10 protein-coding genes are annotated in these 12,994 nt (G+C 70.8%); 4 read left to right on the top strand and 6 right to left on the bottom strand.

Annotated features, from left to right (window positions below; translation table 11 throughout):
• Positions 1–152: 152 nt before the first annotated feature.
• Positions 153–1,028 carry a D-alanyl-D-alanine carboxypeptidase family protein gene (locus tag ABT245_RS09980; RefSeq protein WP_502982099.1) on the top strand — a complete coding sequence of 292 codons (876 nt, stop codon included), beginning with the start codon at positions 153–155 and terminating at the stop codon, positions 1,026–1,028.
• Positions 1,029–1,110: 82 nt separating this feature from the next.
• On the opposite strand, the gene ABT245_RS09975 is transcribed toward ABT245_RS09980, so the two are convergent.
• Genes ABT245_RS09975 through pdhA form a run of 3 tightly spaced genes read right to left on the bottom strand, consistent with a single transcriptional unit; the run spans position 1,111 to position 4,731 of the window.
• Positions 1,111–2,508 carry a dihydrolipoamide acetyltransferase family protein gene (locus ABT245_RS09975; protein WP_351731122.1) on the bottom strand — a complete coding sequence of 466 codons (1,398 nt, stop codon included), beginning with the start codon at positions 2,506–2,508 and terminating at the stop codon, positions 1,111–1,113.
• A gap of 10 nt (positions 2,509–2,518) precedes the next feature.
• The gene (locus ABT245_RS09970; RefSeq protein ID WP_351731266.1) at positions 2,519–3,499 is read right to left on the bottom strand and encodes an alpha-ketoacid dehydrogenase subunit beta; all 981 of its coding nucleotides are present in this window, start codon (positions 3,497–3,499) and stop codon (positions 2,519–2,521) included.
• A gap of 17 nt (positions 3,500–3,516) precedes the next feature.
• A complete protein-coding gene (gene pdhA, locus ABT245_RS09965; protein ID WP_351731119.1) occupies positions 3,517–4,731 on the bottom strand; it encodes a pyruvate dehydrogenase (acetyl-transferring) E1 component subunit alpha in 1,215 nt (404 codons plus the stop codon).
• A 649-nt stretch (positions 4,732–5,380) separates the two neighbouring features.
• Here pdhA and ABT245_RS09960 point away from each other — a divergent pair.
• On the top strand, positions 5,381–6,397 hold the full coding sequence (locus ABT245_RS09960) for a phosphotransferase (protein ID WP_351731115.1): 1,017 nt from the start codon (positions 5,381–5,383) through the stop codon (positions 6,395–6,397).
• Positions 6,398–6,564: 167 nt separating this feature from the next.
• On the opposite strand, the gene ABT245_RS09955 is transcribed toward ABT245_RS09960, so the two are convergent.
• The gene (locus ABT245_RS09955) at positions 6,565–8,133 is read right to left on the bottom strand and encodes a protein kinase domain-containing protein (RefSeq protein WP_351731112.1); all 1,569 of its coding nucleotides are present in this window, start codon (positions 8,131–8,133) and stop codon (positions 6,565–6,567) included.
• A gap of 328 nt (positions 8,134–8,461) precedes the next feature.
• On the opposite strand from ABT245_RS09955, the gene ABT245_RS09950 reads away from it, so the two are divergent.
• Positions 8,462–10,102: a Stk1 family PASTA domain-containing Ser/Thr kinase gene (locus ABT245_RS09950; protein ID WP_351731109.1), complete on the top strand. Its 1,641-nt coding sequence runs from the start codon at positions 8,462–8,464 to the stop codon at positions 10,100–10,102.
• Positions 10,103–10,164: 62 nt separating this feature from the next.
• On the opposite strand, the gene ABT245_RS09945 is transcribed toward ABT245_RS09950, so the two are convergent.
• Positions 10,165–10,701 carry a bacterial proteasome activator family protein gene (locus tag ABT245_RS09945; RefSeq protein WP_351731263.1) on the bottom strand — a complete coding sequence of 179 codons (537 nt, stop codon included), beginning with the start codon at positions 10,699–10,701 and terminating at the stop codon, positions 10,165–10,167.
• Positions 10,702–10,834: 133 nt separating this feature from the next.
• Here ABT245_RS09945 and ABT245_RS09940 point away from each other — a divergent pair, with 133 nt between their 5' ends.
• Entirely contained in the window at positions 10,835–11,431 is a 597-nt protein-coding gene (locus tag ABT245_RS09940; protein ID WP_351731106.1) for a hypothetical protein, read from the top strand.
• A 399-nt stretch (positions 11,432–11,830) separates the two neighbouring features.
• On the opposite strand, the gene ABT245_RS09935 is transcribed toward ABT245_RS09940, so the two are convergent.
• A complete protein-coding gene (locus ABT245_RS09935) occupies positions 11,831–12,814 on the bottom strand; it encodes an NAD(P)H-quinone oxidoreductase (RefSeq protein ID WP_351731103.1) in 984 nt (327 codons plus the stop codon).
• Positions 12,815–12,994 lie beyond the last annotated feature (180 nt).

Genomic DNA, 12,994 nt, shown 5'->3' with positions numbered 1-12,994 from the left:
GGATGTCCCCGACGGGAGGGCACAACCTTCTGTGCTACTCACGTGTCACACACGTGCGGCCCCACTCCCGTGCCACCTCAACCCGGCCGCACATCAGGCGCATTCACACAATCGGGGTACCTAACTTGATAAACGGCACCAAGGGCATCCACATGCGCAGAGCCGTCGCCGTCATCGTCACGTCCGGCGCCGTGCTCGCCACCGGAGCCCTCACCGCGGCGCCCGCACAGGCCGTGACCACGCCGTCGATCACGGCCAAGGGCGGCTATGTCATGAACAACGCGAACGCCAAGTCGCTGTACGCCAAGGCGGCGAACACCCGGCGTTCGACGGGTTCCACCACGAAGATAATGACCGCCAAGGTCGTGCTCGCCCAGTCGAACCTCAACCTGAACGCCAAGGTCACCATCCAGAAGGCGTACAGCGATTACATCGTGTCGAAGAACGCCTCCTCGGCCCGCCTGATCGTCGGCGACAAGGTCACCGTGCGTCAGCTGCTGTACGGCCTCATGCTGCCGTCCGGCTGCGACGCCGCCTACGCGCTCGCCGACAAGTTCGGTACGGGCTCGACGCGGGCCGCGCGCGTGAAGTCGTTCATCGGCAAGATGAACTCGACCGCCAAGAACCTCGGTCTGACGAACACGCACTTCGATTCGTTCGACGGCATCGGCAACGGCTCCAACTACTCGACGCCGCGCGATCTGACGAAGCTCGCCAGCAGCGCGATGAAGAGTTCCACGTTCCGCTCGGTCGTCAAGACCAAGAAGTACACGGCGAAGACGATCACCAAGACCGGCAGCACCCGCACGATGCAGCCGTGGACCAACACGAACACGCTGCTCAGCAGCTACAGCGGCGCGATCGGTGTGAAGACCGGATCGGGTCCGGAGGCCAAGTACTGCCTGGTCTTCGCGGCCACCCGGAACGGCAAGACGGTCATCGGCACCGTCCTCGCCTCCACGGACGCCACCCAGCGCGCCAAGGACGCCACCAAGCTCCTCAACTACGGCTTCGCGAAGCTGGGCTGACGCCGCAGCGTGAGACGGAAGGGGGCTCGCCGCACCCAGCGGCGGGCCCCCTTTCGTCCGGAACCGGTCGGGTGCTGTGGTGTCACGCCCAGGTGATCAGGCGCTTCGGCTGTTCCAGGACGGCCGCCACATCGGCGAGCACCTTGGAGCCCAACTCGCCGTCCACCAGGCGGTGGTCGAAGCTCAGCGCCAGGGTGGTGACCTGCCGCGGCTTCACCTTGCCCTTGTGGACCCACGGTTGGAGCCTGATCGCGCCGACCGCGAGGATCGCGGACTCGCCGGGGTTGAGGATCGGCGTGCCGGTGTCGACGCCGAAGACACCGACGTTGGTGATCGTCACCGTCCCGCCCTGCATCGCCGCCGGGCTGGTCCGTCCCTCGCGCGCCGTCGACACCAGGTCGCTCAGCTCCTGCGCCAGTTGCGGAAGCGTCTTGAGGTGCGCGTCCTTGATGTTCGGGACGATCAGGCCGCGCGGGGTCGCCGCCGCGATGCCCAGGTTCACATAGTGCTTGAGGACGATCTCCTGGGCCGCCTCGTCCCACGAGGCGTTGATGCCCGGGTGGCGCCTGACGGCGACCAGCAGGGCCTTGGCGATCAGCAGCAGCGGCGAGACCCGCAGCCCCTGCATCTCCTTGTCCTGCTTCAGCTCCTCCACCAGCTTCATCGTCCGCGTCACATCGACCGTCACGAACTCCGTGACATGCGGTGCCGTGAACGCCGAGCCGACCATGGCCTGCGCGGTCGCCTTGCGTACGCCCTTGACCGGGACGCGGGTCTCGCGCGCGCCGTCGTAGGTGACCACCGGAGCCGGGGCGGCGGGGGCCGGGAGCGGGGCCGCGGTCTCGGGCCCGGGCACCGTGGTGGTGACCGCCGCGTGCACGTCCTCGCGGGTGATGACGCCGTCCGGGCCCGACGGGGTGACCATCGCCAGGTCGACGCCGAGGTCCTTCGCCAGCTTGCGCACCGGGGGCTTGGCCAGCGGCCGCGGCGCCGCGGGCACACCGCCACGGCCGTTCAGCTCGGTCTGAACCGCCTGAACCGCCTGGGCGGCCTCGGGGGCGGCGGCCTCGGCGGCCCTGCGCGGGCGGCGTCTGGTCGCGGACGTCGCGACGCCGTACCCGACGAGCACCGGCTGGCGGGCCGGTGTCTTCGGCTCCGCCTCTGGCGCCTGGGGCCGCTCGGACTCCCGCGGTGCGGCGGGAGCGGGCACGGAGGCACCGCCCGCCACGTCCACCGCGATGATCGCGGTGCCCACGTCGACCGTGGTGCCCTCGGGGAAGTGCAGTTCACGGACCACGCCGTCATAGGGGATGGGGAGTTCCACGGCCGCCTTGGCGGTCTCGACCTCGCACACCACCTGGCCGTCGCTCACCGTGTCGCCCGGCTGGACGTACCACTTGAGGATCTCGGCCTCGGTGAGCCCCTCGCCCACGTCGGGCATCTTGAACTCGCGTAGGGACGCGTCCGTCATCGTCGTCACGACCTTCTCCTCAGTACGCCAGGGCACGGTCGACGGCGTCGAGCACCCGGTCCAGGTCCGGCAGGTACTCCTCCTCCAGGCGCGCCGGCGGATACGGGGCGTGGTAGCCGCCCACCCGCAGGACCGGGGCCTCCAGGTGGTAGAAGCAGCGCTCCGTGATCCGGGCGGCGATCTCCGCGCCCGAGCCGAAGAACACCGGCGCCTCGTGGACCACGACCAGGCGGCGGGTTCTCTCGACCGACGCCTGGATCGAGTCGAAGTCCAGCGGGGACACCGAGCGCAGATCGAGGACTTCCAGGGACCTGCCCTCCTCGGCCGCGGCGGTGGCGACTTCCTGACAGAGCTTCACCATCGGGCCGTACGCGGCGAGGGTCAGATCGGTGCCCGCGCGCACCACGCGCGCCTTGTGCAGCGGGTCCGGGATCGCCTCGGTGTTGACCTCGGCCTTGTCCCAGTAGCGCCGCTTGGGCTCGAAGTAGATCACCGGGTCGTCGCTCTGGATGGCCTGCTGCATCATCCAGTAGGCGTCCGAGGCGTTGGACGGGGAGACGACCTTCAGCCCCGCCACGTGCGCGAACAGGGCCTCGGGGGATTCGGAGTGGTGCTCGACCGCGCCGATGCCGCCGCCGTAGGGGATGCGGACGACGACGGGGAGCTTGACCGTGCCCAGCGAGCGCGCGTGCATCTTCGCGAGCTGGGTGACGATCTGGTCGTACGCCGGAAAGACGAAGCCGTCGAACTGGATCTCCACCACCGGGCGGTAGCCGCGCAGGGCCAGGCCGATCGCCGTGCCGACGATGCCCGACTCGGCGAGCGGGGTGTCGATGACGCGGCTCTCGCCGAAGTCCTTCTGCAGGCCGTCGGTGACCCGGAAGACGCCGCCGAGCTTGCCGACGTCCTCACCCATGACGAGGACCTTGGGGTCCGCCTCCAGGGCGCGGCGCAGCGACTCGTTGATCGCCTTGGCCAGAGGCATGTTCTTGGTGGCCATGGTCTCCGCTGCCATGATCAGACCCCCTCTGCGTCCGCGAACGACGCCTGGTAGGCGGCGAACTGGGCTCGCTCCTCGTCGACGAGCGCATGCCCGTCCGCGTACACGTTCTCGAAGACGGCGAAGGTGTCCGGGTCCGGCATGGCACGGACCACTTCGCGCACTCGTTTGCCCAACGCTTCGCTCTCCGTCTCAAGTTCCGCGAAGAATCCCTCGTCCGCGTGGTTTGAGGCCTCCAGATAGCGGCGAAGGCGCAGGATCGGGTCCTTCGCCTCCCAGGCGGCGCGTTCGTCGTCGTGCCGGTAGCGGGTGGGGTCGTCGGAGGTGGTGTGGGCGCCCATCCGGTAGGTGTACGCCTCGACCAGTGTCGGGCCCTCGCCGTTGCGGGCGCGGTCCAGCGCCCAGCGGGTGACGGCGAGGCAGGCCAGTACGTCGTTGCCGTCGACCCGGACGCCCGGGAAGCCGTAGCCCTGCGCGCGCTGGTAGAGCGGGACGCGGGTCTGCTTCTCGGTCGGCTCGGAGATCGCCCACTGGTTGTTCTGGCAGAAGAACACGACCGGGGCGTTGTAGACCGCGGAGAAGGTGAACGACTCGGCCACGTCGCCCTGGCTGGAGGCGCCGTCGCCGAAGTAGGCGATCACCGCGCTGTCCGCGCCGTCCTTGGCGATGCCCATCGCGTAGCCGGTGGCGTGCAGGGTCTGGGAGCCGATGACGATCGTGTAGAGGTGGAAGTTGTTGCTGTTGGGGTCCCAGCCGCCGTGGTTGACGCCGCGGAACATGCCGAGCAGGTTCGTCGGGTCGACGCCGCGGCACCAGGCGACGCCGTGTTCGCGGTAGGTCGGGAAGACGTAGTCGTCCGGCCGGGTGGCCCGGCCGGAGCCGATCTGGGCGGCCTCCTGGCCCAGCAGCGATGCCCACAGACCCAGTTCGCCCTGGCGCTGCAGGGCGGTGGCCTCGGCGTCGAAGCGGCGGGTGAGCACCATGTCGCGGTACAGCCCGCGCAGCTCTTCGGGGGTGATGTCGGCCACGTACTGGGCGTACTGGGCGTGTTGCGCGTTCTTCGCGTTCTTCGCGATCCTGACGCGCTTGCCCTCCGGGGTGAGCAACTGAACCAGCTCCGGTTCGGTGCCCCTCGTCGCGCCGGTGCTCGTGTTGCGGGTGGTGCCGGTGGTGCCGGCCTTGCCTGCGGTGCTGCGTCGCGGCTTGCGCGCGGCACTGCTGTCCACGGTCACGTGTGCTCCTCCGTCGGTCCGGCTCCCGGGGTTGCCGGGTAACCAGTGCGGCTCACCGATTCCAGACCACCGGGCACGGGGTGGGTGCCGCTCGGCCGGGAACTGGCGGGACAGGTGCCCCGGCGAGCGCCCCGCAAGGTCACGTTACCCAGTGCACCACATTTCTGTGAAACCCCTCCTGACCTGCGTTTTTGCTTGGATTTCCAAGTAAATCGGCGCGGACTGGAAGGTCGCTGGTCACAGCCTTGCAGGAGGCCGGAGCAACGGCACGTTATCCCGGCCGACCAGGCCACGGGAAGACTCCGTGTGTGACACCGGCCCCGTGCGCGAAGCCGGGGAAATCAGCGTATTCCTCCTGGACGATCACGAGGGCCGTCCACCGCGGGGCGCACGAACCACTTTCGGTCGAGGACGCCATCGAGCCCGCCGGCGAGGCCGGACGGTGGCGGCGTGGAGGCGTGCCCTGCCTCCGGGTACGCCCTGTAGGCGATCCGCGGCAACAAGCCGCTGCGGCCGCAGTCCGTCGCTTCGGCCACTTGCCGTGATCGAAAGCGACTGTCTGTGACAAGTCCCAGCTCACTGGCCTTTTCCGTGCCCTAGCATCTGGCGCGTGCCGCGCTCTTGTGTACCACCTCCTGCACCACGTCTCATGCCCCACGTGCCCCCGCTGGGCGCCCTGCTGCGCCTGTACGCCGCCGGTTCCGCCGTCACCTGCGAGCCCGTCGACCAGGGTCTCCTCAACGGCGGCTACCGCCTGCGCACCACCCGCGGCCGCTACTTCCTCAAGCACCATTTCGACCCCGACACCGCCGACCCGGCCGCGATCGAACGCCGGCACAAGGCCACCCAGCGCCTGGCCGACCTCGGCGTGCCGGTGGCCCCGCCGCTGGCCCACCGCGACGGCCGTACGGTCGCCGTCGTCGGCGGCCACGCCTACGCCCTGCACCCCTGGGTCGACGGCGGACACCGGCACGGCGGCCAGCTCACACCGGGCCAGTGCGGCCGGCTCGGGGCGCTGCTCGGGGCCGTGCACGCCTGCCTGGAGCGGGTGATGCCGCCCAAGGCGGGCACCCGCCCCGCCACGAGCCCCCATCCGGTGGAGAGCGCCGACCCCGCCGACACCTTCGCGCTCATCGACGACCTGCTCACCCATGTGCGCCGACACCGCCCGTACGACGCCTTCGACGCACTGGCCAGACGCCGCCTGCTGGAGCGGCGCGCTCTCCTCGAACAGCACGCCGACCGGCGTCCCCCGCGCGGCGGCTCGGTGGGCTGGGTGCACGGCGACTTCCACCCGTTCAACGTGCTCTACAAGGGAGACGCGCCCGCCGCGATCGTCGACTGGGACCGGCTCGGCGTACAGCCCCGCGCCGAGGAGGCCGTCCGCGCCGCGGCGATCTTCTTCGTCCGGCCGGCGGGCGCCCTCGACCTGCCGAAGGTGCGGGCCTACGCGCGCGCGTACCGGCGCGCGGCCAGGGCCACTCCCTCGCAGCTCGCCGCCGCCGTGCACCGCGTGTGGTGGGAGCGGCTCAACGACTTCTGGATGCTGCGCTGGCACTACGAGCGCGGCGACACCCGTGCGGACCCCCAGTTCCCGGCCGCCTCGGCGCTCGCGGTGTGGTGGACGCGGGAGTACGACGCGGTGTGCGACGCCTTCATGGAATAACCAGCGCGACCAGAATGGCCGGAATGACCGGCATGCGAGGTCACCCGGGCGCGGACGCTGCGGACGTCACGGACACCGCACACGCCGTGCGCGCAGGGAACGTCACGCGCGCGTGGGGCGTCGTTTCGCTCTCACGCGCGCGGGAAGGCCGCTTCGGACGGCGTCCTTCAAAGGCCCTCGCCCGTGTCGCCCGTGCTGCCCTGGTCCGTGCCGCCCGGGTCGGACGGCGTGCTGGACGGCTCCGGCTGCGACGAGATCCCCGGATCCGACGGCTCCTGGCTGGTCTGCGGGTTCGAGGGCGACGGGCTCTGTTCCCTGGTCTCGGTCGCGGACGGGGTGAACGAGGGCTGGGGCGGCGGAACGTAGTCCGAGTTGTCACCCGAGTCCGAGGAGTCGCCGGTGGCCGTGTCGGTCGCCGTGTCGGTCGCCTTGTCGGTCGGGCTCTCGTCGGCCGTCTCGTGCTTGGTGGTCTGCGAGGTGGTCGGCGACTCGGTGGTGTCCGAACCACCGCCACCGCTGCCGGAGTTGTTCAGCGCCAGCGCCACGCCCGCGGCGATCGCGATCACCGCGAGCACGGCCAGGATCCACAGCTTGCCCCGGCCGCTGCCCTTGTTGCCGTGCCCCTCGAAGCCGCCGTCGTCGCCTCCGTACCCGGAGGGCAGGATCGGCTGCGGGATCTGCGTGGTGCCGGCGCCGTACTCGCCGGGGTGCTGCATGGCCGTCGTGCCCGCGAAGCCGCCCGCCGGGGTGTGCCGGCCCTCGTGCAGCTCCACCGGGCCGGTGTTCCAGGTGCCCGTGTGGCTGCCCTGCTCGTACAGCATCTGCAGGCCGTACTGCACCAGGCCGCGCATCTCCTCGGCCGTCTGGAAGCGGTCGTCCGGGTCCTTGGCCAGCGAACGCATCACCAGGCCGTCCAGCTCCGGCGGCGAGGCGTCGGACACCTCGGACGGGGGCGTCGGGATGTCCTGGACGTGCTGGTAGACCACGGAGAGCGGGGTCTCGCCGACGAACGGGGGCCGCAGCGCGAGGAGTTCGTACAGCAGGCAGCCGGTCGCGTACAGGTCGGAGCGGTGGTCGACCGCCTTGCCCAGCGCCTGTTCCGGCGACAGGTACTGCGGGGTGCCCATGACCATGCCGGTCTGCGTCATCGTCGTCGACGCGCCGTGCAGGGCGCGGGCGATGCCGAAGTCCATCACCTTGACGGCGCCGTTGTCGGTGATGATGACGTTGGCCGGCTTGATGTCGCGGTGCACGATGCCGTGCTGGTGCGAGTAGGCCAGCGCCTCCAGGACCCCGGAGACGATGATCAGCGCCTGCTCGGGGCCGGGCGCCTCCGCGTTGATCAGCAGATCGCGGATGGTGCGGCCCTCGACCAGCTCCATGACGATGTACGGCACGGACTGGCCGCCCACGACGTCCTCGCCGGAGTCGTACACGGCGACGATGGCGTGGTGGTTGAGGCCGGCCACCGACTGGGCCTCGCGCGTGAAGCGGGCCTTGGAGACCGGGTCCTCGGCCAGGTCGGAACGGAGCAGCTTGACCGCGACGGTGCGCCCGAGACGCACATCCTCGGCGGCGAAGACCTCGGCCATGCCGCCCCGGCCGAGTCTGTGGGTCAGCCGGTACCGGCCATCGCCGACGAGCCCTCCGTTGCCCCACATCTCCGGCGTGTCTGACATGCCGCCGCCAGTCGCCTCGGGGTCGGACGGGCCCTGGGCGCTGTGCGTCTGTGCCATCGGTCCTCGCCGTCGTTTCTGCCCGCGGTGCGCGCGGTGTTGTCACGGTCTCCGTCGGCCACGCTACAGCCTCCGCGCAAGCCTCCGGTCCGGTACCGGTACGGCGACCGGTCCGAGACGGACCGGCCATGAAACCCGCTACCCGCGCCGGCGTGCAAATTCTGTGCACCGGTCGGCCAGTGGCTGTAACGCTTCCGCGACGCTTCTTTCGCGTACGGTCACGGAACGGGCACCGAGCTTGACGTGTCAGTGCCCTGGGGCAGACTTGGCCGGAAAGAGCACATTCGATCAACGGGGCGCCTGACGGCCTACTGGGGGACGCGGAAACATGAGCCAGGACGGCGCACAGGGCCGGTACGCGGGGAGGGCTCTCGCGGGCGGCCGCTACCAGCTACGCGACTTGCTCGGCGAGGGCGGCATGGCCTCGGTGCACCTGGCGTACGACGCCGTGCTGGACCGCCAGGTCGCGATCAAGACACTGCACACCGAGCTGGGCCGGGAGCAGGCGTTCCGCGAGCGCTTCCGCCGCGAGGCGCAGGCCGTGGCGAAACTCACGCACACCAACATCGTCTCGGTCTTCGACACCGGCGAGGACGATCTGGACTCCATGACCATGCCGTACATCGTCATGGAGTTCATCGAGGGGCGCCCGCTGGGCTCGGTGCTGGAGGAGGACATCCGGCAGCAGGGCGCGATGCCCGCCGACAAGGCGCTGAAGATCACCGCGGATGTGCTGGCGGCCCTGGAGATCAGCCACGAGATGGGGCTGGTCCACCGCGACATCAAGCCGGGCAACGTGATGATGACCAAGCGCGGCGTCGTCAAGGTGATGGACTTCGGCATCGCCCGCGCCATGCAGTCCGGTGTCACATCCATGACACAGACCGGCATGGTGGTCGGCACCCCGCAGTACCTCTCGCCCGAGCAGGCGCTGGGCCGGGGCGTGGACGCCCGCTCGGACCTGTACTCGGTCGGCATCATGCTGTTCCAACTGGTCACCGGGCGGCTTCCGTTCGACGCGGACTCGCCGCTGGCGATCGCGTACGCGCATGTGCAGGAGGAGCCGCCGATACCCTCCGCGATCAACCGCGCGCTGCCGCCCGCGGTGGACGCGCTGGTCTCCCGCGCGCTGAAGAAGAACCCGAACGAGCGTTTCCCGACCGCCGAGTCGATGCGCGACGAGTGCCTGCGTGTCGCCGCGTCCTTCCAGGCGGCCCCGCCGAGCATCGTCCCCGGCGCCCCGGCGCAGAGCGGCGCGGGCGTCGGCTCCGCGGTGTTCCCGCCGGTCGACCAGGCCACCCCGGCGCCCACCGGCCCCGTGCAGACGCCGTACCAGTCGGCCCAGGGCCCGAACCCGTACGGCACGCCGACGCCCTCCCCGGCGTACGGCTACCCGCAGCAGGGCGGCTACCAGACGCCGGCCCCGGCCGGGTACGCCCAGCAGGCCCCGTCGACCCCGCCGCCGTACAACCTGACGCCCTCGTCCTCGACGCAGTCGCCGGGCCCGGGCGGCGGCAAGGGGAACAGGCCGGTGATCATCGGCTCGATCGTGGTGTCCCTCGTCGCGGTCGTCGCGCTGGTCGTGGCGCTCACCCTGAACAACGGCGGCACGAACGACGACGACGCCAAGGGCGGCGCCAGCGCATCGGCCTCGGCGTCCCACGCGGAGGGCTACCGCGGCCCGGACCCCTCGAAGACGATCGAGACGTCCGAGTGCACGGAGCCGCAGGAGTCGTACGACGACCCGGACAAGATCCGCGTGCCCAGCTTCAGGTTCAAGTACATCAAGTCGGTCAAGGCATGCTTCCAGGCCGCGGGCTGGGAGATGAAGGTGGTCGACGTCGACGAGAACACCTACGGCGACGGCACGATCATGGACCAGTTCCCCGCCGCCGACACGGACGTCGACCCGAAGGACATGCCCACGATCCAGCTCAAGGTCTCCACGGGCAACCCGGCCACCGGCTGATCCGCGTGGCATGACGTCGAGGGCCCGGCGGCACACCGCCGGGCCCTTCGTGGTCAGGTGATCTACAGGTACGGCCCGCCCGCGCGGCCACCCGGGTGCTTTTCGTCGCCCTCGTGACCCACGCCCGGCGGCAGCGCACGGCGCATCTGCTCCAGCTGGGCGCGGGCGGCCATCTGCTGGGCGAACAGCGTCGTCTGGATCCCGTGGAAGAGACCCTCGAGCCAGCCCACCAGCTGGGCCTGCGCGATGCGCAACTCCGCGTCGCTGGGCGTCGCGCCATCGGTGAAGGGCAGGGAGAGCCGCTCCAGCTCCTCGACCAGCTCCGGGGCGAGACCGTCCTCCAGCTCCTTCACCGAGCTGCGGTGGATCTCCTTGAGCCGGGCGCGGCTCGCCTCGTCCAGCGGAGCGGCGCGCACCTCCTCCAAGAGCTGCTTGATCATGCTTCCGATCCGCATGACCTTGGCGGGCTGTTCCACCTGCTCCGTCACCGGGATCTCGCGGGAGTCGTCGTCTCCTCCGCCGCCGAGCGCCATGCCGTCCTGGCCCACGACCAGGATCTGGGGGTTCTCGGGCGACCTTTCGTTCCTCGGCATCTCCATGCCGCCATTGTCGCGCACGCCCGCACCTCACCACGGTGGCGCCCCCCAGTGCGCCGGATCCGGCGTGTAGACCTGTTGGCGGAGTCCGGAATGCCGGGTGTATTGACCTATGTGAGGCTGAGTTGTGTCGATCTTGGCGACCGGGCTCCGGGAGGTCACCGACGTGACTCCATGGCTGCGTTCCACATTCCGTCTTCTACGGCTGCTGCTTGTGCTGGCGGCGGTCCTCGTGCCGTGCGGCACGGCCACCGCGTACGCCCCCGAGGCCACGTCCCCGGACACTCCCGGCCCCTCGGCCTCCGCCGAAGCGTCTCGGGCCGGCGGCCGACCGGGGCGGCATGACGGTCCCGCGGCGCACACCGAAGGCGTGGACGACAGGGACGACGCCGAGCACGAGCCGGAGCACGAGGCGGACAGGGAGCACGGCGCGGGCGACGACGGCGACGACGGGACCTCGCCGGACTCCGGCCGACGGGGGCGCCACCACGACGGCCACGACGGCCACGACGACCGTGACGACGCCTACGACGACGCGGCTCCCACCGCCTCCGAATCCACCCAGCAGGCCGGCCTCGCCCCCTCGGCGACCCCGCCGACCGCGGACGCCGCCCACGGCCGGGCGAACGCCTCCGAGCCCACGCTGCGGCTCCTGCCGCTGGGCAGCGGCCTGGTCCTCATCGGCCTGGGCCTTGCCCTCGCCTTCGTGGCTCTACGCCTACGCCGCACCTGAACACGCCCCAGCGGGGGCGTCCCCGGCCCTTCGAGTACCACAGCACGACGGCCAGACCGCGCCGTTCGCCGCGTCTTCGACCGGGGGCGTCCCTCATCCTTCAAGTGCCGCAGCGCTGTAGCAGATCGCGCCGTTCCCCGCGCCCCAGCCGTTCGCGGCGTCCCCGACCGGGGGCACCCCGCGTCCATCGAGTGCCGCAGCGCTATAGCAGACCGCGCCATTCGCCGCGTCCCTTTCAGGGGGCGCCCCCCATCCTTCAAGTGCCGCAGCGCTGTAGCAGACCGCGCCGTTCCCCGCGCCCCCAGCGGGGGCGCCCCGAGTCCTTCGAGTGCCGCAGCACGGTGGCAGATCGCGCCGTTCGCCGTGTCCCTTTCAGGGGCGGCGGCGTGGCTGGTGCTGTCACGGTGTGATCAGGAGGACCTTTCCGATGTGGCCGCTCGCCTCCACCACCCGGTGGGCCTCGGCCGCCTCCGGCATCGGCAGCTCGCGGTCGACGACCGGACGTACCCGGCCCGAGGCGACCAGCGGCCACACGTGCTCGCGTACGGCCGCCACGACGGCCGCCTTCTCGGCGAGCGGCCGGGCCCGCAGCGAGGTCGCGCTGATCGCGGCCCGCTTGCTCAGCAGCGCGCCGAGGTTCAGCTCGCCCTTGGCACCGCCCTGCAGACCGATCACCGCGAGCCGCCCGTTGACGGCGAGCGCCCGGACGTTGCGGTCCAGGTACTTGGCGCCCATGTTGTCGAGGATGACGTCCGCACCCGTGCCACCCGTGGCCTGATCGAGTTCGGCGACGAAGTCCTGCTCCCGGTAGTTGATCAGGATGTCCGCGCCCAGCTCGGCGCAGCGCTCCAGCTTCTCCTTGCTGCCCGCGGTGACGGCGACCTTCGCACCGGCCGCCTTGGCCAGCTGGATCGCCATCGTGCCGATACCGCTGGACCCGCCGTGCACGAGCAGCGTCTCGCCCGGGCGCAGGTGGGCGATCATGAAGACGTTGGACCAGACCGTGCACACCACCTCGGGCAGCGCGGCGGCCTGCCTGAGGTCGATGCCCTCAGGAACCGGCAGCAGTTGTCCCGCCGGGACGACGACCCGCTGCGCGTAGCCGCCGCCCGCCAGCAGCGCGCACACCTCGTCGCCGACGGCCCAGCCGGAGACCCCGGGTCCGAGCGCGGCGATCCTGCCGGAGCACTCCAGGCCGGGGTAGGGGGATGCGCCCGGCGGCGGGTTGTAGAAGCCCTGCCGTTGCAGGATGTCGGCGCGGTTGACGGCACCGGCCACCACCTCGACCAGCACTTCGCCCTCGCCGGGCGGCGCCGGATCCGGCACCTCGTGCCACACCAGCGCCTCGGGCCCACCAGGTTCGGTAATCGTGATCGCATGCATGCCCCGGACGCTACTCCTCGGCCGCGAGCGCGGTCCCGGACGCGGGGTGCGTGGGGTCCGGGAGGGTTTCGGTGGGTCCGCAGATGAGTTCTTGCGAAGGTAAAGGTCTTCCCATACCTATCCCAAGCCCGCAGAAGCGGAAGGACCGTATGAGCACGCAGCCGTCCGGTCTCCGGCCCG

Source organism: Streptomyces sp. NPDC001508 (assembly GCF_040298665.1).
Taxonomy (GTDB): domain Bacteria; phylum Actinomycetota; class Actinomycetes; order Streptomycetales; family Streptomycetaceae; genus Streptomyces.
Note: the sequence above shows the minus strand (reverse complement) of the source record. Positions and strands in the feature narration are given on the sequence as shown.